Source organism: Armatimonadota bacterium, assembly GCA_023511795.1.
Classification (GTDB): Bacteria; Armatimonadota; UBA5829; order DTJY01; family DTJY01; genus JAIMAU01.
Genome location: JAIMAU010000005.1, coordinates 59,650 through 82,865, shown reverse-complemented (window position 1 = coordinate 82,865; position 23,216 = coordinate 59,650). Strand labels below are relative to the sequence as shown.

Here is a 23,216-nt window from a genome sequence, read left to right as displayed (position 1 = left end):
GCGATTAGGATAGCGCTTCTTGACATTTCATCCATGGTGGTGGCATTATTCTGACGGTTAGCAGGTTTTGTAAGTTAGCAAAAAAAAAAAGGGGGATGGCTAATGGATTACTCGAGAAGAAGTTTTTTACGTTGGAGCGGTATGGCTTTAGCAGGGGCCGCATTAACGCCAAGCATGGTATTGACAGATTCGGAAGAGGTTGGAGGGAAAAGAATGGAAAAGTCGTCAAAGAAAGTCAGAATTGGGGTCGTTGGCGGTGGATTCGGTGCTGCATTTCATTGGCATTTGCATCCAAACTGTATTGTCGAAGCAGTAAGTGATTTGAGGGAAGATAGGCGTAAGCACCTCCAAAACGTTTATAAGTGCGATAAGGCTTACAATTCATTGGAGGAGCTTGTTAAGGATAGGAATGTCGATGCTGTGGCCGTGTTTACAGGTGCACCGGACCATGTAAAACACTGTGTAACTTGCATGAAAGCTGGTAAGCATGTTATTTCGGCAGTTCCTGCGTGTATGTCTTTAGAGGAGGCTGAGGAATTGTTGGAAACTCAGCAGAAGACTGGTCTTACTTACATGATGGCTGAGACTAGTTATTACCACCCTGTGGCAATATCGGCACGGAAGTTTTATATGGAAGGCAAGTTTGGCGACATTTATTACACCGAGGCGGAATATCATCATGCTGGGATGGAATATACGCTATGGAAAGACGCGGAGGGAAAACCTACTTGGCGGTGGGGTTTTCCTCCAATGCTATATCCTACCCACTGTACGTCTTTTCTTGTGGGTACCACTGGCGAACGGTTGGTCGAAGTGACTTGTATTGGATGGGGCGATGGCGATCCAATTATGGATGGTAATCCATATAACAACAAGTTTTGGAATGAAACTGCGCTATTTAAAACTGACAAAGGGCATGCTTTCAGAGTCTCAATCAACTGGCGGGGTGCGTTTGGTGGATGCGAACGTGCGCAGTGGTATGGAAGCAAAATGAGTTTATTCGAGCCGCATCCGAATGGAGTGGGGGCGGTAATACGGAGAGCAACGAATAAATATGTAAAGGACAGCGCAGGATACGATGTTGGTCTAGCGGAATTCGAAAGATATGAGCCGCCTAATTGGGCTGAATTGCTCCTCCCGGAACCTTTGCGTGTTGGCGGTGGGCATGAGGGTGCCGAGCCTTTTTTGACCCATGAGTTTGTAGATGCTCTTATTAATGAGCGCACCCCAGCCATTGATATATACGAAGCACTTGCGTATACAGTACCGGGGATAATTGCGCATAAATCTGCCCTAGAAGGTGGAAAGCATATGAAAGTGCGCGTGTATAAACCTAAAGCCTAGTTTATCGCGATTGATTTACACAAATTATTGCTTTGAATGTCTATACTGCTTTATTGTGGCTGTTCGGGTGGTTCATTATTGGCAATAATTGCTTTGTCGCCAATTTCGTTGATTATGACTACCCCGTGTTCTCCATTGTTTTCCGTAACGATGGCATTCTTTAAACCTTTTCGGAGGGCAATGCTTGGCTTGTTTCCTGCTTGGAAACTGCATCCTCGTATTTGCAGGCGTCCATTATCTGCCTCCACGACCGGATTTGGCGAACTATGGGGAGTGCTGAAGTAGCAGTCAGAGAGAGATGTAAAGCCTTGATTATGAGAGACGACATTCTGGATTGAAGGCCCCCAGAATGCACAGTTTACTAGGCGAACGGAGCCATTGCATGTGGGCGCAATTTCCACTTCGATTGGGTTGTCACCTGCAAAGGCAACAAATTGACCATTAGTGATTAGGAGGCCCATGAATTGGATGTCTTCTACAACAACGCATCTTTGAGCCCAATCTGCGCCAATTCCACAAAATTGGCCATTGCATGTGCCGCTAGGTGTTTTTATAAAATGGTAGCCAATCTTTACAGGGAAGACAAAGGTGTTAGTTACGTATTCCCAATCGGTTCGGCCGAATATGAATGCTTCACAGTTGTTTATCATATACTTGTTTACTATTTCAATGTCGCCGCCAACCTCTTTTGCCCACCACCAATGTCCGTGAAACTGGACGTTTTCTATTCGGCCAATGTCTGTGCAGGCATCAACAAATATCCCTCGACGAAGGACACAACCATAGACGCTTCGGATGCGATGGCGAACATTTGGCTCTGGACCAACACGAATGCCATTATAGCTATTTATGAGAGTAACATTTTCAATGGTGTTGTCTTCGCCTTGAAGATGAAAAGTCCATGCGTATGGATGTATGTCTGTTACTTTCTGTTCGGGGTAATAAACGGTAAGGCCACTTACGGAAGTTGATGCGTGGAGTTCGAAGAGAGCAGGACCATTTTCGTCATCTCGGCCCCCGGTTGCTAGAATTACAGTTCCTGTAAGGGGATTATTGTATCTCGGTGCTTTGCCGCAGCCTTTAAGCGAGACTCCTGGTGGGATGTTTAGGCTTCCCTTGATGAGATATTTCCCTGGTGGAAGGTAAACCACCCCTCCGGATTTTGCGGCTTCATCAAGCGCTTTTTGGACGACAGCTGTATCATCGGTAACACCGTCGGCCTTTGCACCGTACTGTTTTGCATTTAAAATTCCTTCCATGTTTCCATTCTCCTGGGCGAGAAGCTGCACTGCCATTAATATGAGCGTAGAAACGATAAGCAACATACGCATTTGTTTTCTCCTTAGGTAGATTTTAGTAATACTGACGTCTTTGTTTTTGCAGATTCCTGGGCTGCAAGCATAACTTCAACTACTTTGCGGCCTTCTCTAATATCAACGGGTATGGATGAGCGGTTTAACACAGCTTCCAAAAATATTCTGTCTTCCGCTCGAAACATATCATCCCTGTTAGTCTCTAATTCTTCAATGTGCCACTTGCCTGCCTTGGCTTCAAAAAGTGAAAGAACGCATTTATCCCATCGTGCAAACTCTACAAATATTGTACCTTCGGTTCCTAACAATTCGATTTGGCGGTGGCGTGCTCTTTCAAAAAAATCTAGATGGACACTAGCAACGCAGCGATCTTCAAATTCTATAAGCATTTCTACCATATCCGGTGACTTCATCTCGACATCGCTAAAGTTGCCATCTATGCCAAAGACTCGAACAGGACGCTGGCTAGCATACCATAATGCAAGATCGATGTCGTGCATAAGTTCATAGACGCCACTATATTTTGAAATGTACATGTTTTTGTAATTAGGCATTACTTCAGGGATGTATTCTCCGACAAGTGCTCTAATGGAGATCAAACGTCCAATACGTCCTTCTTCTACCCACTGCTTTGCGCGAAGCAGTCCTTCGTGGAAACGGAAGCAGTGTGCAACCATGACGATGTGTTGTTTTTCTTTTGCAAGCTTTTCAAGTTCATCTATACCTTCCAAAGTAACTGAAAGGGGTTTCTCCGTAAGTACATCAGCATTAGCTTCGATGGCTTCGAAGGCTTGTGGGATGTGAAGTGCGGTAGGCGAGCAAATAACGACAGCATCAGGTTTGTCCGCTAAGCTTTTTTCATAGTCGGAGTATACTTTTTTAATGCTAAATTCATCTCTTGCCTTTGCGAGCATTTCAGGCAATGGATCGCAGACCCTAAGGTCTTCAATGCCTAGTTCGCTCAGTATTCTTGTGTGTCGCCGTCCGATTGAGCCAAAACCCACAACTAAAACTTTTAGGTTTCTAATTTCGTTCATCTTTTTTATGGGGAACTACCAAGCCGTCAAGCCGCCATCAATTGCCAAGTTTTGGCCTGTGCAGTAGCTTGAAGCTTCGGATGCAAAGAAGACAACAGCGCCTTTTAAATCTTTTCCGTCCTGTCCCATCCTGCCCATTGGAATACTTTCGCTGAATGCTTTGACGAAAGATTCGGGTTGATTTCGCCAAAAACCACCTGGGCTGATACAGTTGACTCTAATATTGTAAGGTGCTAGGTAGCAAGCTAGGTCGCGAGTCATATTTATGACTCCACCCTTGGCGGCGCAATAATCTGCCGTCCAGCCACCCATATTAGTCCCTTGGTATTGTCGCCGGTCTTTGCCAATCATTCCAGCTATTGAGCCAATATTGATGATTACACCTGTTTTCCGAGGCATCATGGTTTTTCGAACGACGTGTTTGCAACAAAGGAAGGTGCCCGTTAGGTTGACATCTAAGGTGTAATACCAATCTTCAAGTGTTCGGTTTTCAAGTTTAGCACTTTCAGGAGTAGCGACGACATTTCCAGCGTTGTTGACTAGAATGTCTATTTTCCCAAACTCTGCCAGGGCTTCATCGACTGCACGTATTACCTGGTCTTCAAGTCTGACATCTAGTTGAATTGGGAGCACGCGCCTTCCTGTTGCTTCATGAATCTTGATTGCCGAGGCTTTTGCATCTTCGAGTTTCCGCGATGTAATGCAAACATCCGCACCGGCTTCCGCAAGAGCTAGAGCCATGTCGAATCCTAAATTGCGTGCCCCGCCGGTTACGAAAGCAACTTTGCCTGACAGGTCAAATAATTCCTGAACGGTAGGGAATTTTTCCATTGCATGGAACCTCCATTTATTTTGTCTAAGATGGACTATGGCCCAACGCCCACAACGTCTGGGTCGCAATCCGCAAGCCATTCGTCGGTTAAATATTTTGCTAGCAAAAAATGCTTCCTGTCTGGGTAAAAAAGAATGCGTTCACCTTTGTCTTCTACTAAGCTAGTATATGTCGCAACTTGTGTTCCCGTATCTGTACCTGAGATAGGCGTCCAATCTGTAGATGCAAATACCTTGGGTTTGCCGAATCTGATTGGTTGTTTCTTTTCACCAGGTATTTCTCTTCCAATCGTAATCCAAGCTGGGTTTCTGACGTTCCTGCTGTCTGTTGGCCCACTGCCTCCGTGTCCACTGCCATCGTTGTTGAAGTAGACGAGTAGGAATCGTCCGTCCTTGAGCTTGTATAGTGGACAAGGAGCCATTGGATTTAATAACGGTTGTCCGCCAGGTTCGTAAAGAAGTGGACGCGGTTCATCCCATGTGCGGCCATCGTCTTCAGACAGTGCGAAGTAAATCCTCCCAAGCAACGTTCGCATAACGCAGATTAGCCTGCCATCTGAGAGAGATGGATTTGTGGGTTCCTGAGCAGTATTAATGCCGGGTCGGAAAGGATTTGGTGCTGAAAGTCCATGGGGTGTTTTAGGCCATGTTGTAACTACAAGTTTGTCAGGATCAGCTTCGGTCAAAATATTCTCAAAGCGAAGGAAACATACTTCAGATGCTCGTTCAAACATGCCGACGTTTGGGTCAACTGCGTTGCTTGCCCACCTAGTAAAACCTGCTAGAACTGCGCCCTCAGGTGTTACGGTTGGCGTTTGATAAACAATCCATGTTGGTGGAACTTTTGGGTCAGGATGGCTGATAGCATTCGGCTCAATTGGTATGTCATACGTCTTCTCACACCAAGTTATTCCGTCGTCATCAGAATATCTGCCCCTACACACACCTGTGTCAGCCGCACGTGCATCATCAATACCGATGTTTTTGTTGTAGAAACACCAAATTCGTGTGCTACCTCCAGGCAGAACGCCAGGGCAGATTATTGGAAACTGCCAGCTTGCCATTCCTGTACCAGGCGGGTCATTGGGTTTTGCGCCGTCCAGGACTTCAGGTTCCGACCATGTCTTGCCTCTGTCTGTTGAACGGCTAAAAACCACTCGTTGGTCAGGAGCGGCTTCGCGTGTTCCACTTGTCCAGGTGGCGAGAAATGTGCCGCTGGGTGTTGCAACGACATTAAAATGCTGATTCGTATGGTCTGGTCCATCTATTCCTTTAGGAAGATATACCACTAAGTCAGGATTAGTGCGCTTCCATTCTTCTTTCATATCTAGCCCTTTCTATAAAAATTGTTTGTAGAGCATTTCTTCTGCCTGAACAATCTCACCGTTTGGAAGCGAGTATTGATTTGGGCAGCAATCGTGAACTGTGCAGCCTTCTCTTATGGCACGCTCGCGGTCAGCTTGCTTTTTGGCATAGAGTCTTTCCCAAGATTGTTCGTCTTTCCATAACCAGGCATGAAGTTCATTTACTATTGCCGAATATTTTGGTTCTAGTGCGAGATTGTAATTCTCCTCGGGGTCCTCAATCATATTAAACAAAACTGGTGGGAATTCAGGGAACTCCACGTATTTCCACTCCGGCGTTCGAATCATTCGGAAAGTGGTTTCTTTTCTTGCAATAAGCTCGCTCCTTGCGGTTGATTTTAATCTTTTTTGTTTATTGAACGACAAAAGACTTTCCCCATCGAGATTTTCCGGCTTCGGAATGCCGCATAGATCGCAAAGGGTGGGGAAAAGGTCAAGCAATTCTACGATTTCAGTTATCTTTTGCGATTCCATTTTGCTAGGGTCTTTTGTTTCTTTCAGAGTTGGCGGAATGCGGATTAAAAGCGGTACTGATGCCGATCCATCGTAGTAACTTCGCTTCCACCAAAGGCCATGTTCTGACATCAAGTCTCCATGGTCTGAAACATAGATAATGACAGTGTTTTCAAGCAGGTTTTTTCTTTCGAGACTGTTGAGCAATTCGCCTATGCAAGAATCAACAAACTCGACAGATGCATAATATGCTGATAGCCCCTTTCGACGCTCTTTTTCAGAAAACTTGGTGAGTTGATAATCATCTACAATAAACTTGTCGTGCGGGTGGATTTGCTCTGGAAAGTCTTTTGGTAATGGATGAAGCTCAGGTGCATCCGGCCAGTACTTTCTAAAGAAACGGGGGGGTGCTGTTAGGGGATGATGGGGACGCGAATAAGAAGCGCATACAAACCACGGTTGATTGGGATTTTTTTGATTGTGGTCGAGAATAAAGGTCAGGGTTTCCCTTGTAACAATATTTTCTTGCAGTAAACTTTCGGGAATTTCGGACTCCCCTGCAAAGGGGAAATGGCCAATGCTGTGCTGAGTCCATTGCTGGTCTTTTGCAGTCCAAAGTGGGTCAGGTTGATGACAGCAAAACCGGTTGGGAATCAAATCGCCGTAAGGTCGGTATTGGAAACCGTTCATCGGCCGGGTGCCGCCAACGTGCATTTTCCCAATACCGCAAGTTATATAGCCATGTTTTTCAAAGTGCTCCGGCATTGTTAGGTATTCTTGGAATATCGGCGAGTAGTTCGTCCAAGCACCACATTTGTGAGGTACTCGACCAGTCCACATGCTAATACGCGAAGGGGTGCAAAGCGGCACCTGACAGTATGCATTCGAAAAGTAAATTGACTCAGCGGCAAGGCGGTCGAGGTTAGGTGTGCAAGCTGTTTTATTTCCAGCAAACCCAGCAATACGCCGGTTGTGCTGGTCAGCAATTAGAAAAAGTACATTTGGTTTTGCTCTAGCGTTCATATGTGCTCCTAAGTTATCGGCAAGCCGTAACCTGCAAACATTTCTATTGGAATTTCTTTCAATCGTATGTCAATTTTGTGATTTGAATATACAACGAAGAAGCGGTCTGCGCATTGAAAGAAATGTGGATATTGGGCATGACGTCTTGGGTAATTTTTTGCGATATTGGGATGTTCGCTAGGATTTGCTTCTACGCCCGAAAGAATGATTTTCGGCGCATCGAAGTAGATGCATGCGTTGTCTTCTTCGGAGCAAAATCGTTGGGCAAATTTAGGCATCTCGCGTCCAACAGAAATATAGAATGGGTCTCTATTTGTCCAATAGCACGGGCGATCTGTCCAGCCTAGGACCGGAGTGTTGTCATTTCGGTAGAAAAAAAGCACGCGTCCATCCCTTGTTGTTGTAATAGGGCAAGGTCCGCATGGATGTTTGAGTTTTTCGCCTGCTGGGCGAATTCGAAAAGGCTCAGCTTTTCGCCAAGTAATTCCATAATCTTCGCTTATTGAATAATAAGGATGGCCGGTTCGCGTGCGCATAGTGGCAATTATTCTTCCACTTGGTAACACGGCCATATAGGGCTCCTGGCAGAAGCGTCGTTCTGGCTCATCATTATGTGGTGCCCAAAGCCCAGAATCACCTTCAGGAGTTACAATAAACTCAAGTTTGGAAGGGTCGTCCTCTGTTAGGATATTTGTACATCTAAGAAAGAAGACTTCGGTATGCCAAAGATCGGGGTCTCCATAATGGTGGCCAGGCTTTTCACAAACCATACTCGGCGGCGATATCTTTGTAAAACCGAGCAGCATTGCGCCATCAGGGGTAAGAATGGGAAAACCAGTATTCCAACCGTGCTGTTCTTCGCCAGGAATGTCAAGGCCGTTTTTCTCATGGCGAGGTAACTGAATTCGGTATCGGTCGCTCCATGTTTTTCCTTCGTCTTCAGTGAACCTAAAATATATTGTGCCCGCATCCCTAAGCCAATATGCATTCTCATTCCACCAGTAAAAGCAGTAAACACGTTGGGTATGGGGGACCAAAAAAAGCATTCCCCATGAGGCTGTTCGTTCATCCTTTGCTTCTTCGATGTAAAATGGATTGCTCCATGTTTTACCATAATCATAGCTAACTGCGCCGACGACACTTTCATCCTTTGCAGCCTCGTAGCTCGCTTGTGTCCAGCAAACCATCCAAGTGCCGTTACTTAGGACCGTACAGCATGGCTGTTGGTTAGTCATATCCCTGCCTTTTCCATGCTGATGTATTGTGATGAAATCCTCGTCAATGCAAGTGCTGTATTTTTTGCCATGAAAGTTGTAAATTTTCGTAAAGTTTTTGCTCATTGCCAGCCTCAAGAATGCTGTCTAGCCTAATAAATCATAGACCTATGTGAGGAAACTGTCAACGCCGGTTATTTTTCTTAGAAGGAGCTTGCAAGTTTTGCGAGTAACTGTTTGTTAGCAATAGTTTCTCGAAGAGGAAGAGCCAAAATGAGCAAAAGAGCGCCCAATATTCTCCTTATTACAAGCGATCAACAGCACTATGATACTCTTGGGGTAACGAATCCACGCATCAGAACGCCAAATTTGAATAGGTTAGCATACGAAGGGACGAGATTTACAAGGGCTTACTGCCCAAACCCTGTGTGCACTCCTACACGGGCGAGCATCATCACCGGGGTATATCCTTCGCAGCATGGTGCATGGACAATCGGAGTCAAGCTGCCTGAAGATGTGCCGACAGTGGGTGATATTCTTCAAAAGAATGGGTACGCTACGGGGTTAATTGGCAAGGCACATTTTCAGCCGTTAGCCTCAAAGCCGGGAAGTGAGTCGTTGGAATGTCAACCTATTCTTCGTGATTTAGAATTTTGGAGGAAATTCCATGGACCATGGTATGGCTTTCAACATGTAGAAGTAGCCAGAAATCATGCTGATGAATCGCACGTTGGCCAACATTATGCTATCTGGATGGAGGAAAAAGGTCTGAAAAACTGGCAAGACTACTTTTGGAAGTGGCCGGAGAATGCGCCGAAACGAAAGCACCACTGGGACCTTCCCGAAAAGTACCACTACAGCGTCTGGACTGCTGAGCGATCAATTGCATTCATGGAGAAATGTATAAAAGAAGACAAACCGTTTTTCCTATGGAGTAGTTTCCAAGATCCCCATCCACCATATCTCGTTCCAGAGCCTTGGGCATCGATGTATGACCCCGAGGATATGGTGCCTGGCAAATTAACTCCTGGCGAACATGATAGAAATCCTCCGCACTTTCGCAAAACTCAGGAACCTAAGCCAGACTTCTCAATGTATCGTGAAACGTTTGGTGCTCACGGCTTTCATTCTCATCTTATCGATGAGCAGGAACTGAAGAAAGACATCGCCATATACTACGGTATGATTAGCCTAATGGACCGCGAAATCGGCAGAATATTTGATTCGCTCGATCGACTTGGAATTGCCGATAATACAATCGTTGTGTTCACAACTGACCACGGCCATTTTCTGGGTCAACATGGGCTTCGTGCGAAGGGCCCATTCCATTATGAAGATATGATTCGCATCCCAATGATTGTTTGGTGGCCGCGTCATGTGCCACAAAATGCAGTCAATTCTTCACTCCAGAGTCTCGTTGATTTTGCGCCGACATTTCTTGCTATTGCAGGCATTGAAATACCCGGATTTATGACGGGCGTGAATCAGCTGGAATGCTGGTTTGGTGGTAAACCAGCTAGGGAGCATGTTGTTGTGGAGAATCGCCACGAGCCAACGCTTGTTCATTTAAGAACCTACGTAGATGAAAGGTATAAGATTACCGTATATCGGAATCATGATTATGGCGAGCTGTTCGATTTGCAGGAGGACCCAGGTGAAATTTACAACAGTTGGGATGACCCCGCCTATCTCAGCTTGAAGGCTGAACTTCTCAGGAAGTTTATGGATGCTACTCTTAAGTGCGAGCCGACACGTATGCCTAGAATTGCTGGAGCATAAGGCAAATAATTGGTTCACTGCTTCTTATAGAATGAAAGGATGGTTGTATGGTTTTCAATGATAGGCGTCTTCTCTTCTTTGATGATTGCGATATTGAGTCGTGCGAAGGCGTAAGTCTTGTTTTGAATCCTCCCGAAAAGCGTGGTGCGTGTCTGCAAGTTGAGAAGGAATGGGAGCTTGGGGGCACCCGTCCAATGTGCATTGTGCGCGTTGGCAGTGAATATCGCTTGTACTACAATGTGCGCCTTAATGAGGGAGAAACAACACTGGCATTTGTTGTCAGTAAAGATGGCATTAATTGGGAACGACCCGAGCTTGGCGTGGTGGAGTACAAAGGTTCGAAGGCAAACAATCTGGTTAGCATTGAAGGTTGCCGCCAGAATGAGGGGTGTATATTCGTTGATCCAAGTGCTCCAGAGGAACAGAGATTCAAACTTGTGGGACATGCCCAAGAAGAAGGCGGAATGTATGTAATGACTTCACCCGATGGCCTGAGATTCAAACGCAATCCTGGAAATCTGCTTCCCTTTATTTTGGACAACCACAATTCCTCTTTCTATGATACACGCATCGGGAAGTATGTAATTTACTCCAGAGGATGGGATAGAGACCGCCCAATACCACCGATGGCAGGAAGTCGGACTGTTATTCGGATTGAGACTGATGACTTGCTCTCACCCGTTCCATGGGACGAAAATGCGCCAGACCCTTGGCCGATGTCGAAGAAGTGGGAAGGCCTTGGACATGAAAATATGCGCCGTGTCAACAAAGAGCTTCCGTCAGTAATCTTTCCCGATGAGCTCGACCCTCAAGAAGCAGATATCTACCAAGCAGCGGCTGTTCAATATCTTAAAGATGTCTATTTCGTTTTTCCATCGCTTTACTACCACCATCCATGGTATCCAGAGGGTTTCATAAATGATGGATATCTTGACCTGCAATTTGCAGCAAGCAGGGATGGAATAAACTGGCGACGTGATTTTCGGGGGTCTTACGTCCGGCTTGATTTGCCTGACGGCCCATGTACGAAAATGATGCACATGCTTGTCGGTATGGTTCCGTACGGATATCGCATTAGCCAGTATTATATCGGAAGCCGTCGCAGTCACGGTGAGGGAAGAGTACCAGACGATGTTCAGCCAAAACCTTCCGTTAATGCTAAGCGTCCTCCGCAAATTGGAGATCCAATGGTTTATCGAGTTGAACAACGATTGGATGGCTTCGTTTCTGCCGATAGTGCGTATACAGGTGGAATGTTAATTACTAAGCCTTTTGTGCTTGAAGCACCAGTGCTCAGGATTAATGTTGACACATCTGCAAGTGGTGTTGCACATGCGGCTCTTCTTGATGAGAATGGTTCTGTAATTAAAGGATATGGTCTAGAAGATTCAGACCGAATCCAAGGAAATGATACCGATTGGGTTCTAAGTTGGCGCAAAAAGAGCAACATTAGTCATCTAATTGGTAGAAAAATCAGGCTCATGATTCGAAGTCGGAGCACGAAACTATATGCCGTGTATCCTGGTGAAAGAGGTCTTGCCGATGAGTGATGGGAAAATGATTGAGTCATCGTTGCTTCTTGAACGGGCTATCTTGTGTGGAGAATGGATGGTACGAAATCAAATTACTGACCGACAGGACGCAAACCGTGGTCGGGGAATTCGAAGCTATGATGCAGATACGAAGGAGCTTGTGCTTACCGGCAACTGGATGACTGGAACAATGTTAATGGGTCTTCTTGCGCTTTGGAAGAGGACGGGCGATGCTAGATATCTCCGTTCTGCTGAGCTTGCCGGGCGATATATATTGTCTTTGCAGGTAATGGACCGTTCAGACCAATATTTTGGCGCAATCAGAGAACTGACGCCTCAATCTATCGAATTCGCACCTCGTGATGCTGTTTCTGCCGCGTGGGGGTTAGCATGGCTCTACGAGGCTACTGGTGAGGCGCTTTATCTGGATAGGGCTAGGTTATTTGCTGATTGGCTAATCGATAGGGGAATGTATAGAGGATGGCCTTTGTATGCAATTTACATGGACCCAAAACTTGAGAACTTTTATTCTCGTGGTTCCTTCCATTCAGGTACTGGGTTATTCTTTTACGATATTTTTCGGTTTTCAGGTGACCAACGATATATCGAGAAGGGATTGCTTCCAATTGCAATCATCTATAGAGACGAGTTTATTCGGGATGATGGCAGTCTTAATCTTGATATCGACCCATTCACAGGAAAGGTAATGTCGCCACAGCCAGGCCAAACGAAGCTACCTCAACATGCTTACAATGATGATTTCGGTGCGGCGATGATGATAGCTGCGTCTAGGTTTTTCGAAGACTCCTCCTTTATTGAGAAGGCTCGTAAATTTGCTCATTGGCTTGCATCAGTTCAAGAAGGTGACGGGAGTTTTGCTGAAGGCGAAATACCTTCAGCAGTGCCGGTAAGTGAGATGATATTTCGAGATATTGGCGAGATTCTCGGCGACGAACTGCTTCTCAAGCATGCCGATATTAGTTTGAAAAAGTTGCTTGAAATGCAGTGGATTGATACTGGGGATCCTCGCCTCGATGGCGCGTTTTATGGAGTTTACGAAGGCAAGGAGGAACAAAAACTTGGGCGAAGGTGTATGAATATGCGCACAACATCTTATGCCCTCATAGCTCTTCTGAAAGCGGAAAGTAATCTTGCCGATATTTGGCTAGGAATCCATAATAAACCTTTTAGAGATCATAGGTGGGTTGGATTACATGATTTAATTTGGTAAAGAGGTTAAAAATGAGAATATTAGTTTGTATTGGCATGATGCTTGTTTTCATGCTAAAGGCAGCGCTAGGAGAAGAGGCTTTGAATATCGGAACACGACTAGAGCTTTTTATCGATGATTACTTAATCGAGCATATGAAGGGAGTTTCACTCGAGTTACATCATCCTATCCCACAGGGTGCTGTTTTTACATTCGATGCTCCATGGGAAGGAGATACTAGCGCTTACGTGACAATTTTCCGCGACGGCGACAAGTACAAAATGTATTACAGAGGTTCGAATGGCGAGAATAGCCACCCTGAGGTAGCTTGTGTTGCCGAAAGCACAGATGGAATACATTGGGAAAGGCCCAAGCTTGGAATATATGAATTCAATGGGTCGAAAGACAACAATATTGTTTGGTTTTCAAAAGGCAGCCATGCGTTTGTTCCTTTTAAAGATACCAATCCCACTGCGAAGTCTGACCAGCTATACAAGGCGGTTGCGCCGGGATCGGGTGATGGACGAAGTGTTCTCTACGCATTTGTATCTCAAGATGGCTATCGTTGGAAGCAGCTTAGCGACAATGCTATTATCACCGACGGTGCTTTTGATTCTCAAAACGTTGCTTTCTGGGATGCCAATCTAAAGAAATATGTTTGCTACTACAGGGATTTTCGAAATCAAGTTCGCGATGTCAAACGCGCGACCTCGGATGATTTTATTCATTGGACCGCAGGAGAATGGCTGGATTGGGGTGAGACTCCTGCTGAGCATCTTTACACTAATGCAATCATGCCATATCCGTATGCGCCACATATTTATGTTGGCTTCCCAAAGCGTTTTGTGCCAAATCGAAAAGCGGTTGAATCTCATCCTATAATGGGTATCTCAGATGGGGTTTTTATTAGCAGCAGAGATGGGTTGAAGTTCAAGCGATGGCGGGAGGCGTTCGTGCGTCCAGGGCTCGACCAAGAGAATTGGACGGACCGTAATGTAATGGCGGCATGGGGAATTCTTGAGCTCAAATCAGGTGAGCTGACAATTTATTATTCACAGCACTACCGTCATGCTACCAATGGTTTGATGAGGACAACAATTCGCAAAGACGGTTTTGTTTCGCTGCATGCCGACGCAAATGGTGGTGAAATGCTTACAAAAGCTCTCATTTTTAGCGGCAAGGAACTAGTGATAAATTACTCAACTTCAGCAATTGGTGAAGTCAAGGTTGAAATACAGGATAAGGATGGCAAGCCTATTCCGGGATTTGCTATGGAGGATTGTCAAACAATCTATGGCGATGAAATAATGCGAGTAGTTTCATGGAACGGTAAAAAGGATGTTTCCCACTTGGCAGGAAAGCCAGTGCGCTTGAGATTTAAACTTATGGATGCTGACCTCTACTCAATATGCTTTCGTTAGTCTGGTTTCCATCGGCCAATAAAGAACGATGCTGTCCGATGCTTAGGTTCGTCTTCACCGCCTGCCAGAAAAATTATTCCATCCCTACTGATGCCTGATGCCATTATGGCTGTTGCTTTGGGGATTGGTGAATCAATGCGATAGGTGTCTTTTTCTATATTGTAAATAAAGGATTTGTCGAGAAAATATTCGCCATATCCTCCAAAGATTCCAATGTTATCTGAGTCGAGCGCAACTGCGCTTGCCCATCTGACTGGAATTGGCAAATTAGCTATTCGCTTCCACAAGCGAATCCCTGGTTTGGATAAATCCAGAACATACGCATCGTTAAAATTGCCAAGCTTGCCGTCTGCTTGCACGCCATATCCTCCAAAAACAAAGAGTTGCTTCCCACACGATGCAACTGCTGCTCCTATTCTCGGTGATGGTGCATTTGGAAGTATAATTTCGCGCCAGCGATTTTCTGGGACCATATGATTGTCGAATCTGAGCTCGAGGAGAGTAGGGCAAGCGGTGCGGATTCCTTCTTCATTCATGCTCGATGCCCCACCGAACACATAGAACCTGTTTTCAATAACAGCGGCAGAGGCTCCGGCAAGCGGTTTAGGCAGCGAGGGAAGTTGCTTCCATTGAAATTTTCCTCTTTCTTTAACCAGTCGGAAGCAGTTTGCGTATGCGCCGCTTTCATTTGAGCCGCCTGCGATTAATAGCTGTTCGTTGCCACGATTGTCTTGCATAACTGCGCTTGCTCCGTAAGCACCAGCTTTCGGAAGGTAGGCCAGGCGAGTCCATTTGTCTGTCTTTGAAGAGTAAGCTATTGTATCAGAGTGGTACCATTTTTCCATCTTTTTCCAATATGCTCCTCCTGCAATTATGAACAGATTGCCTACCACTCCTGAGCCAAGTCTATCGCGTGCAGTGGGCAACATCGGACCATTCTGCCACTCGATGGACCCATATGCCGAAGAAAGCAGGCTGATGAAAATTAAGCAGGTTGCCAGTCTTCTCATGGTAGTTTAAGTTTTCCTTCTCACCCTGAGTGTGCATTTTCCAGTGGTGCTGTCATGGATTAACAACTCGCAGTGGTAACCAAATGGTTCAATTACTCTTTTGTAAAGTACCTTGCAGTGTTCGCAGTAATCATAGTAGGGCTTTAGATGCTGATTATTGCGTAGAATAGAGATCGAGGGACAGCATTCCATTTCAATTCGGAATTCATCATTGGTCAAAATTAGCGAATGTTTGCCACCCTCTTCGGTTAACGTATGCGTCCAATACTCATACATGCCGGCAAGGCCTTTCTCACTTACAAGTTGTCGAAGGTTGTATAAGAATTTATCAGATAATTGCTCCCAAAAGCGCAATAATGTTTCTTTTCCATGACGATCTTCGATGAAAGCAAATAGTTCACTGTAAGCCATAACAAATTCAGTGCAAGAAATCATGTTTCATTTTTCCTTTTGAAAGCACTGCGTACACGTTCCCTTTAGCTGGTCATATTTTACGGTTGCTTTGTACCCAGCCTGTCGGCAAATTTCTTCGTTTATGATTCGTGTAGATTCGCAGAATCGCTCAAAGACTTCATAGCTGCGTGCGCGCATATGGTGAAGGGCGGGGCACTTCTTAACTATTAGTAGCAATTTACTATCTTTATATTGCAAATCAAAATCTGCTTCTTCTAAAGCCATTATGTTTTCCAAGTATTTCTTCAAGGCTGGTAACCCAAAACTGCGAAGTGACTCGATAAGTGGTGCATACACGTTGCGTGCTATTCTGCGAAGATATTCCTCCACTTCACTAAATCCAAATTCCTCATAAAGGAACTTGAGTGCATAGCTGAAGCAACCATGGAAATCCTTATGAACATTTGCCATGTAAGCCACCGCCGTTGGAAGGTTGAACTTTAATTACAATGACTTTTGGAGTAGTTCTTTAATCTTCAAAGCGGCATTCTTTACAAAGATATTAGTTTGGTCACGCCCACGTTTTGAGGAAGCAAGTCGGGGGTTTCCCATTATGCCATCTTCGCTTGTGGTTAACTCTCGCTCTGGAAGTTTTGAAAGGTCAACAAGCTGGGGGTAGAAATACATCATATAGGAAGTTTCACCAATTCCTGCGTGGTCGCCTGGAAATCCCTCGCTTTTCGTGGGCTCATAGTCTGGAAAAGCCCACGCGACTGTTGAATGTTGGTTAGAGTTAAATTCCGAAACTACTTCTTGAATTGCTTTTTGGTGTTCGCCACCATAATGACCCATAACAATCACGATGACCTTGAATTTCTCAGCAGCGAGTTCTGCTAAATATTGCCGAACATGCTCCTGCACCAATTCACGGCTGAACTCTAGCGTGCAGTCGAATCCAGCGTAAGGCTTCATCGTCTGAAAACCACAGTAGACTGCTGGGAAAACTATGCCTCCTGTCTCAGCACAGAGTTCCAAGCAAAGGGCATGTGCCTTGAGTGTGTCCAATCCAAGCGGATTATGCACTCCATGCCATTCATGAGCTCCCCAAGGTAGATATGCTATTGGAGCGGTCTCTTTCGCACGGCGATAATCTTCTGGCTTCATGTATTCATATCTCATAGCTTTAAAGGTCAACCTCCGTTATTGTCTCAGCAGGTAGGAAAGCCTTGTATTTCTTCCCCAGATTTTCAATCTCAATTTGCGCTTGAGCTTTAGAAGTATTTAGGAAAAGAAATCTATTATTGCTAATTTGAGTGCCAAAAATTCCATCCTTTTTCAGGTCGTAAACCGGATAGCCAAAGCTTGCCAATGCCTTGCGAAGCTCCGAAATTAACTCATTCCAGCCATTCACTCGGGTAATTCCAGCCTGTGTCAAGACTTGCTCAGGTTCATTTGTGCCTTCTACGCTTTCAAACTTTTCTATATCCATGACTAATACTTTGCCGCCCTTTTTTATCCAATCTGCAATTCGCCGAGCGTCATCCGTCTCGATAATCCTTCCATGGAGGATTACAAGCAATTTGTACCTTTCTAGCGCTCTGTTCCTAAGCATTGTCTCATCTATATAATCCCAGTCCGTGTAGTCCCTAAAAGTTGCTGCCTTACCAAAATAGCCCTCGCCCCAATGAATGGTCATGTGGACGTTGGGATACCAAAGTGCGATTGGAACAATTGGTTCCTCGACATGGAAAAGGTATTTCAAATGTTTGCGCTGTGTGTCGATTCGCTCTTGCGATTGGGTAACGTTACCTGCGTAGTCGTGAAGTTGATTTGCACCCGAAGCTGTGGCGTTGTATATACGAGCAACTATACCTTTCTCGTCCTCGGCTCCAGCAGGTTCGAAACCATAGTACGCGCCATAATACTTCGCCGCTGAAGCCACCCATCGTGTAATCACAAAATTGGTGGCATAATCGGATGCTTCATTTGTGATGCGCACTCCGGCATCGTATTTTGCGGCAATTCGGCATTGTTCGGCGAAATTTGAACCATGCCTAGGTTCGGCATCGCCGCCGGTGCATAAATAAATCGGTGCTGTAGGAAAATACTTTCTTGTTATTTTTATCCACCAGTCTGCCCATCGGGTCATTGCCTCACGGTACCACTCAATAAAATCGAGCCACCTGCGGCGTGCTTTAGGGTCGCCTGATTTAGCCTTCGCTTGGAAAGCTGTTAGTTCGTCCTTTCTCCCGGGAAAATCAACCTTATTGAAGGAATCAAATAAGCAACCCCATGCTTTATTGACCGATTGGATTGTCTTATATTTTCTCTCAACAAACTTTTGGAAATCAGAGAGAGCATAGGGGTCATCACACCAGTAGCCTGCATGGTTGTGATACTCTCCAGGAATTTTGAAGGTCCAGCCGCCACCAGTTACTGAGTAAATTGCCTCGCCAAAGTCACCTTGGATACCGAGCAGAACGGATTCAATTATGTTTGAGTCGAGGTATCGCTTTGCAAACTCGGCAATGAAGCGCTCAATCCACTTTGGTAAATTTGGATTCCAAAGCGATTCAATTTTGCTATCAATTCCATGTTCAAGACAACGGCAGGGGAAATGTTCTTTGCTTGCTCTAAACCAATCAGGCGTTGAGTATGCCGGCCCAAGAATTATAAATGGTACCCATTTTAAACCTGTGTCCTTGAGCACTTGGACCTGCTTATCCCAGTAGGACCAATCCCATTTTCCTTCAGCTTCGCGCTCACACGTCTCCCATGTGACATAACTTTCGATGCTAGTTACACCAAGCGACCTATAAAAGAGCGCTGATGGTTCATCGATTTCGTTCACGCCAAAAGTGTAAAACATACCTTTTGGTGCGGGATTAAACTTTAAGTTTTTCATGACACGCTCCTTGTCCGACGGTATTTGTACGTATGGTTTCTCAGCATATATTTCAACTTTTGAGACAGTGAGCGAACTTCCGGAATGCGAAAGCCTAAAGTCTGCGCCGCCGTTTTGGAGACCAGCAAACTTCACATTTGGCAGATATATCATAGCTTTTTGCCATTCACCAGTAGCTGTAAGAAGGAAACCTTTAGCATTGGTATACGCCTGGCTAGAATTGTATTGAACTCCTACATGCGATAGTGCATTGTCGAAGAATTCAACAATCAGCCAAGCGTCGAAGCCAAATTTTGCCCTTAAGTCTGGGGAAAGCTTAAAGTACAAATAGTTGCTTTTTGGTTGGGTGCCCTTCTTTAATCGAATTGCATCTCGATTGGTTACTACGCAAGCTTCCCACTGGCCGTCTGGCACCGAAACGACGTTAAGTCCTGCCGGTTGGTTGGGAATCCACGTAGCAACTGGAGCTGGTAAGCAAGGGCTAGCTGTTGCTAATATGAGCAACAAAAATAAAATTCGCATAATTTGAATCGCTGTCCTTTACAAAATAATTATTCTTTCTACCTATGAACATCGGCGTCCGTTTGATGTGCTCGAAGACGGATGGTATAGACTCCGTCGCCAGTTAATATGCCGCTGCGAGCTAGTAGGCGGCCATTTTGCCAATTTGATATCCCCAACTCTGGTCGTCTGAGAGCATATTGGCCGTCAACCCACCTAGTGAATCCGTTCCCTACGAATGGGGCATTGATTTCTGCAAAAAAGCGTTCGTGAGCAGTTGGATCTTCGCTAATCAGTGAGGCAACCATAAGAGGGCTTTGCTCATTGAAAAGCTGAATGCCCTCCGCTAGGTTTGAAATAATTGTCACAGTTACCTCGGGCGTTTGCTCCCATTCCCATTCATACCCTAGTTTGTTTTGGGGCAAGATGGTGGCGATGGGTTCGCGATGAATTCCATCTGCCCTAAGAACTTCGGTTTCCGTCTCGAACAACTCTTTTGGTATGAAATTCTCGCTTTTCTCGACGACGTGGATTCGGTATCCATGGCCTAGCTTCTCACTTCGTCTTTTGAGCGCATTTAACATACTTTCTATGAGGTCGGCTGCCCGAGAGCGATGTATGCAAACAACATTTAGAGTATTGCATACTTTTCTGTCAATTGAGTTATAAACTGCCAGCTCGAACTTTGCAGGGTCTGCGGTTTCATCAGTTATAATCCATGCGCCGCCAGTACCATGAAGACTTGCAACATTCCCAGCCTGGCGCGCAATTGCTCCTAAAACTTCAGTTGCCCTGCCTGAACCTCTAGCAACTACAAGTGCCAATCTGGGATCTGCAAATAGCGCCCACCCGGCTGAATGCTCTGTGCTTTCAAGCAGGATGGCTGAGTGTTCAGGTAAACCAGAAGATATTAGAGCTGGCTTGACAGCAGTTTTCATCATTGCTTGTGCTGTACCCAATGCATCGCTTCCGATGCGAAACACAGCAGTATTTCCTGTTCTTAGTACGCCGGTTGCGTCAGCAAGGACGTTTGGGCGTCCTTCAAACACAAAGGCGACAACTCCACAGGGGCTTTGGACTTCATCAAGCTTCCAACCTTCATGCTGATAGGTTCGTATCACCTTTTCGCGCCCGGAGGGGAGATCACGCCATTGTTGTAGACCAGCAATCATAGTTCGCCGCATCTTTTCGTCTGCTACAAGTCGAGTGGTTGAGCGCCCCTTTTCCTTTGCACGTGCCACGTCAGCTTCATTTGCCTGAGCAATTTTTGCCCATGTAGCATCATCTGCCAATCGCTCGGCAAAATTGGTGTAGAATTGGGTTATTTGTTCATCGGAAACTAGCCTGAGAGCTTCGAAGGCTTCTAGCGCCTTGTCAACAGCTAAAGTTACCAAATCATGGATCTCCTTTGGGATAAGCAGTATATCGCCCGTTTCTCTCAGAATTATCAGCTGGTCCCCTGGCTTATATTTTTCAGCCAAATCTGCTGATACATATGCAATGCGGTCGCCTCCGACAAGAATAGGCATTCCAACCTCTAACTTGGTAATTCTTTCAAAGCCTGCCATTTTATCCTCCATGTTGGTATACTAATAATTCAAGAGGTATGTGTCAAGGTAGACCGACTATGTTTCGCAAATAAAAATTGCAGGAAAATTCATTTAAAATTGTTTAGGGCAAGGAGAATAAAATGGCAACTGAAGTTGAGAGAAAAGTGACGATAGAAACTCCGCAAGCGACGTTGGAAGGAATCCTGGCTATACCAAAAGATGCTTTTGGATTGGTCATTTTCGCTCATGGCAGTGGAAGTTCGCGATTTAGTCCTAGGAACCAGTTTGTTGCACATGAGCTAAGGCGTGGAGGGATAGCGACTTTGCTGTTTGATTTGCTTGAGCAGTGGGAGGCTGAGGACAGAGAAAAAGTTTTCGATGTGGAACTTCTTGCAGAGCGCCTGATGTTTGCGACCGATTGGGCATTGCTTGACGCGGAAACACGTTCTCTTAACTTGGGTTATTTTGGAGCAAGCACTGGAGCGGCAGCGGCGTTGATTGCGGCAGCGGAGTTGGGAAATGTTATCAAGGCGATAGTCTCGCGTGGTGGACGTCCCGACCTTGCCATGGAATATCTTGTGAATGTAACTTCTCCTACGCTTCTAATCGTTGGCGGCGCAGATTGGCCTATAATTCCCTTGAACCGCGAAGCTTATGATTTACTTCCAGGTCCAAAGGAGCTTGTAATAATCCCCGGTGCTAGCCATCTTTTTGAAGAACCAGGTGCGCTGGAGGAAGTGGCCCGGCTTGCTAGGGAGTGGTTTAAAAAATACCTTGAACGCGAAGCATCTAAGTAAATAATGAGAAAATACCAATAGAACTATTATTTCAAAGTAGGCGGGTGCTTTAAAATCTTTTGCAAGTCATAGCCTTCAAGTGAATAAAATCGTATCCCATTAACATCTGATATCTAATTTTTCACTTCTTTACGTTGTGCTACCTGTGCAATGCGTGCTTGTCGCGAAGCTTGTTGCTTAATTTCTAGTGAACTGACTGTCATTTCATAAATAAACAGCCCCCAGAGGCCGAATACCAGTAGCAATAGGAAGTAGGACGCCACCATCATGCCGAAAAGACCAAACCCTAGCATAATTTCAGGCGTCGGTGATGCTGCAATTAGAAAGAGAAGAGTGCTTACATGTATGTGTTTTGTGTTTTTTATCAAATAATAGGCTGGAGCAAGTAAGAGGATGTAAGAGTATGGTTTGAACCGAGGCATCACGAGCGCAAGAGCAAAACACCAAAGGAATAAACCTATTCTCTCATCTGCTTTTATTAACAGGCTATTCTTGCGAAATGCCCACCATGATACTGCAAGCAGGGCTATGCAAATGGCAAGGAAAAGAGTAGTTTCCGTGAGAGAGGATATTTTGATGCCAATATGTTTCTCCGCTAGGTCGCATACGTCTCTTACGAATGACAGTGTTGAGGGATTGTATTGTTCAGCGCGCTCATCCAGGCGGGTTATGGTGTTTAAGAAGCTTCGACCAAGGTCAGGATAGCGCAAAATTGGTAGCAAGATTGCCGCTGTGAATATGGAAAGCGAGACTACAGCATATAAGAACCTTTTTCTGTCGTCTCTAAACAACAAAAGCAGTAGGAACAATATCGGGGTCAATTTGAAAATGCTTGCTAATGTCAGAAAAATGCAGAACAGCCCTGTTTTGCGTTTCAGGTAGAACGCAAAAGCTTGCCACAAAAGGAATTGTTCTACTATAGATATATTGCCTGCAATAATGTCGTGGAACAAACAGCCAGTAAAAGCAACTGCGCAGAAGACATAGAAAAACGGGTCTGCTTCTTTAATTAAAAATACCCTTATCCAGAGCCGAATAAGAGCAAATAGCAGTATTGATTTGAGCAACAGCCACGCCCAATATGCTGCAGCGTAGGGAAGCAGTGCAAAAATACGAAAACAATACAGGATAATGGGTGGGTAGACGTAGCGAAGCGTAATTGACGTACCGGCAATGCGCGAGAGATCGGTTAAACTGTATGGATTGAGCCCAGCTTTGTGAGCTTTAGCTGCGTAATAGTAAGTCCTGAAGTCCCACTGGAGATTGGATGTCTCTTGTGCAAAGCCATACAACAGCCTTATGCAATAGGCCGCCAGCAGTGCGAACGCGAGAATATGGTACCATCGCAGTTTCAATTGGTGCCCTCCAAGACCATGATTATGATAATATCACTCCTGGGGTTTGTCAAAGCTTTCTAGGTCGTCAGGATTGTGCTCTGAGGTGTTGTTTCTTGTGTAGCCAGGGTATTCGCGAATTCGGCTAAACAACTAAAAAAACATGTTTTTTATTAAATTATATGCTTTATGTTTTGGAGGTATT

19 protein-coding genes are annotated in these 23,216 nt (G+C 45.3%); 6 read left to right on the top strand and 13 right to left on the bottom strand.

Features of this window, described 5'->3' with window-relative positions; translation table 11 throughout:
- The first annotated feature begins 102 nt into the window (after positions 1 to 102).
- Positions 103 to 1,344, top strand: a complete 1,242-nt coding sequence (locus tag K6T99_06675) for a Gfo/Idh/MocA family oxidoreductase (protein ID MCL6519501.1) — start codon at positions 103 to 105, stop codon at positions 1,342 to 1,344.
- A gap of 50 nt (positions 1,345 to 1,394) precedes the next feature.
- Here K6T99_06675 and K6T99_06670 read toward each other — a convergent pair whose 3' ends face one another.
- The 6 genes from K6T99_06670 to K6T99_06645 are packed head-to-tail and all read right to left on the bottom strand — an operon-like array spanning position 1,395 to position 8,705.
- Positions 1,395 to 2,675 carry a glycoside hydrolase family 55 protein gene (locus K6T99_06670; protein ID MCL6519500.1) on the bottom strand — a complete coding sequence of 427 codons (1,281 nt, stop codon included), beginning with the start codon at positions 2,673 to 2,675 and terminating at the stop codon, positions 1,395 to 1,397.
- An 11-nt stretch (positions 2,676 to 2,686) separates the two neighbouring features.
- Positions 2,687 to 3,694, bottom strand: a complete 1,008-nt coding sequence (locus K6T99_06665; GenBank protein MCL6519499.1) for a Gfo/Idh/MocA family oxidoreductase — start codon at positions 3,692 to 3,694, stop codon at positions 2,687 to 2,689.
- Between the two features lie 15 nt (positions 3,695 to 3,709).
- A complete protein-coding gene (locus tag K6T99_06660; protein MCL6519498.1) occupies positions 3,710 to 4,525 on the bottom strand; it encodes an SDR family oxidoreductase in 816 nt (271 codons plus the stop codon).
- Positions 4,526 to 4,560: 35 nt separating this feature from the next.
- Positions 4,561 to 5,850: an exo-alpha-sialidase gene (locus tag K6T99_06655; protein MCL6519497.1), complete on the bottom strand. Its 1,290-nt coding sequence runs from the start codon at positions 5,848 to 5,850 to the stop codon at positions 4,561 to 4,563.
- A gap of 12 nt (positions 5,851 to 5,862) precedes the next feature.
- Positions 5,863 to 7,365: a sulfatase-like hydrolase/transferase gene (locus K6T99_06650; GenBank protein MCL6519496.1), complete on the bottom strand. Its 1,503-nt coding sequence runs from the start codon at positions 7,363 to 7,365 to the stop codon at positions 5,863 to 5,865.
- An 8-nt stretch (positions 7,366 to 7,373) separates the two neighbouring features.
- The gene (locus K6T99_06645) at positions 7,374 to 8,705 is read right to left on the bottom strand and encodes a glycoside hydrolase (GenBank protein MCL6519495.1); all 1,332 of its coding nucleotides are present in this window, start codon (positions 8,703 to 8,705) and stop codon (positions 7,374 to 7,376) included.
- 147 nt (positions 8,706 to 8,852) lie between these two features.
- Between K6T99_06645 and K6T99_06640 the strand changes: the two genes are divergently transcribed.
- Genes K6T99_06640 through K6T99_06625 form a run of 4 tightly spaced genes read left to right on the top strand, consistent with a single transcriptional unit; the run spans position 8,853 to position 14,521 of the window.
- Positions 8,853 to 10,358, top strand: a complete 1,506-nt coding sequence (locus tag K6T99_06640; protein ID MCL6519494.1) for a sulfatase-like hydrolase/transferase — start codon at positions 8,853 to 8,855, stop codon at positions 10,356 to 10,358.
- Positions 10,359 to 10,405: 47 nt separating this feature from the next.
- Positions 10,406 to 11,908 carry a hypothetical protein gene (locus tag K6T99_06635; GenBank protein ID MCL6519493.1) on the top strand — a complete coding sequence of 501 codons (1,503 nt, stop codon included), beginning with the start codon at positions 10,406 to 10,408 and terminating at the stop codon, positions 11,906 to 11,908.
- Positions 11,901 to 13,121 carry a hypothetical protein gene (locus K6T99_06630; GenBank protein ID MCL6519492.1) on the top strand — a complete coding sequence of 407 codons (1,221 nt, stop codon included), beginning with the start codon at positions 11,901 to 11,903 and terminating at the stop codon, positions 13,119 to 13,121. Before K6T99_06635 ends, K6T99_06630 begins: the two co-directional genes overlap by 8 nt.
- Before the next feature lie 11 nt (positions 13,122 to 13,132).
- On the top strand, positions 13,133 to 14,521 hold the full coding sequence (locus K6T99_06625) for a hypothetical protein (GenBank protein MCL6519491.1): 1,389 nt from the start codon (positions 13,133 to 13,135) through the stop codon (positions 14,519 to 14,521).
- Here the strand turns inward: K6T99_06625 and K6T99_06620 are convergent.
- The 6 genes from K6T99_06620 to K6T99_06595 are packed head-to-tail and all read right to left on the bottom strand — an operon-like array spanning position 14,518 to position 20,898.
- On the bottom strand, positions 14,518 to 15,531 hold the full coding sequence (locus K6T99_06620; GenBank protein ID MCL6519490.1) for a hypothetical protein: 1,014 nt from the start codon (positions 15,529 to 15,531) through the stop codon (positions 14,518 to 14,520). The genes K6T99_06625 and K6T99_06620 overlap by 4 nt on opposite strands.
- A gap of 6 nt (positions 15,532 to 15,537) precedes the next feature.
- Positions 15,538 to 15,966, bottom strand: coding sequence for a hypothetical protein (locus K6T99_06615; GenBank protein MCL6519489.1), 429 nt, complete (start codon positions 15,964 to 15,966; stop codon positions 15,538 to 15,540).
- Positions 15,967 to 15,969: 3 nt separating this feature from the next.
- The gene (locus tag K6T99_06610; GenBank protein MCL6519488.1) at positions 15,970 to 16,395 is read right to left on the bottom strand and encodes a hypothetical protein; all 426 of its coding nucleotides are present in this window, start codon (positions 16,393 to 16,395) and stop codon (positions 15,970 to 15,972) included.
- A gap of 33 nt (positions 16,396 to 16,428) precedes the next feature.
- Positions 16,429 to 17,103, bottom strand: a complete 675-nt coding sequence (locus K6T99_06605; GenBank protein ID MCL6519487.1) for a creatininase family protein — start codon at positions 17,101 to 17,103, stop codon at positions 16,429 to 16,431.
- Positions 17,104 to 17,107: 4 nt separating this feature from the next.
- Positions 17,108 to 19,351 (bottom strand): family 14 glycosylhydrolase, encoded by a 2,244-nt coding sequence (locus K6T99_06600; GenBank protein MCL6519486.1) that lies wholly within the window; start codon positions 19,349 to 19,351, stop codon positions 17,108 to 17,110.
- A gap of 38 nt (positions 19,352 to 19,389) precedes the next feature.
- Positions 19,390 to 20,898 (bottom strand): aldehyde dehydrogenase family protein, encoded by a 1,509-nt coding sequence (locus K6T99_06595; GenBank protein ID MCL6519485.1) that lies wholly within the window; start codon positions 20,896 to 20,898, stop codon positions 19,390 to 19,392.
- 122 nt (positions 20,899 to 21,020) lie between these two features.
- Between K6T99_06595 and K6T99_06590 the strand changes: the two genes are divergently transcribed.
- Positions 21,021 to 21,677, top strand: coding sequence for an alpha/beta hydrolase (locus K6T99_06590; GenBank protein MCL6519484.1), 657 nt, complete (start codon positions 21,021 to 21,023; stop codon positions 21,675 to 21,677).
- A gap of 113 nt (positions 21,678 to 21,790) precedes the next feature.
- On the opposite strand, the gene K6T99_06585 is transcribed toward K6T99_06590, so the two are convergent.
- Positions 21,791 to 23,032: a DUF2029 domain-containing protein gene (locus K6T99_06585; GenBank protein MCL6519483.1), complete on the bottom strand. Its 1,242-nt coding sequence runs from the start codon at positions 23,030 to 23,032 to the stop codon at positions 21,791 to 21,793.
- Positions 23,033 to 23,216 lie beyond the last annotated feature (184 nt).

Bases quoted from the DNA above. Each gene is read 5' to 3' on its own strand.
- K6T99_06625 (MCL6519491.1), top strand. From the start codon at position 13,133: ATGAGAATATTAGTTTGTATTGGCATGATGCTTGTTTTCATGCTAAAG.
- K6T99_06650 (MCL6519496.1), bottom strand. From the start codon at position 7,365: ATGAACGCTAGAGCAAAACCAAATGTACTTTTTCTAATTGCTGACCAG.
- K6T99_06590 (MCL6519484.1), top strand. From the start codon at position 21,021: ATGGCAACTGAAGTTGAGAGAAAAGTGACGATAGAAACTCCGCAAGCG.
- K6T99_06655 (MCL6519497.1), bottom strand. From the start codon at position 5,850: ATGAAAGAAGAATGGAAGCGCACTAATCCTGACTTAGTGGTATATCTT.
- K6T99_06640 (MCL6519494.1), top strand. From the start codon at position 8,853: ATGAGCAAAAGAGCGCCCAATATTCTCCTTATTACAAGCGATCAACAG.
- K6T99_06675 (MCL6519501.1), top strand. From the start codon at position 103: ATGGATTACTCGAGAAGAAGTTTTTTACGTTGGAGCGGTATGGCTTTA.
- K6T99_06610 (MCL6519488.1), bottom strand. From the start codon at position 16,395: ATGGCAAATGTTCATAAGGATTTCCATGGTTGCTTCAGCTATGCACTC.
- K6T99_06630 (MCL6519492.1), top strand. From the start codon at position 11,901: ATGAGTGATGGGAAAATGATTGAGTCATCGTTGCTTCTTGAACGGGCT.
- K6T99_06660 (MCL6519498.1), bottom strand. From the start codon at position 4,525: ATGGAAAAATTCCCTACCGTTCAGGAATTATTTGACCTGTCAGGCAAA.
- K6T99_06600 (MCL6519486.1), bottom strand. From the start codon at position 19,351: ATGCGAATTTTATTTTTGTTGCTCATATTAGCAACAGCTAGCCCTTGC.
- K6T99_06595 (MCL6519485.1), bottom strand. From the start codon at position 20,898: ATGGCAGGCTTTGAAAGAATTACCAAGTTAGAGGTTGGAATGCCTATT.
- K6T99_06670 (MCL6519500.1), bottom strand. From the start codon at position 2,675: ATGCGTATGTTGCTTATCGTTTCTACGCTCATATTAATGGCAGTGCAG.
- K6T99_06645 (MCL6519495.1), bottom strand. From the start codon at position 8,705: ATGAGCAAAAACTTTACGAAAATTTACAACTTTCATGGCAAAAAATAC.
- K6T99_06635 (MCL6519493.1), top strand. From the start codon at position 10,406: ATGGTTTTCAATGATAGGCGTCTTCTCTTCTTTGATGATTGCGATATT.
- K6T99_06620 (MCL6519490.1), bottom strand. From the start codon at position 15,531: ATGAGAAGACTGGCAACCTGCTTAATTTTCATCAGCCTGCTTTCTTCG.
- K6T99_06615 (MCL6519489.1), bottom strand. From the start codon at position 15,966: ATGATTTCTTGCACTGAATTTGTTATGGCTTACAGTGAACTATTTGCT.
- K6T99_06665 (MCL6519499.1), bottom strand. From the start codon at position 3,694: ATGAACGAAATTAGAAACCTAAAAGTTTTAGTTGTGGGTTTTGGCTCA.
- K6T99_06605 (MCL6519487.1), bottom strand. From the start codon at position 17,103: ATGAGATATGAATACATGAAGCCAGAAGATTATCGCCGTGCGAAAGAG.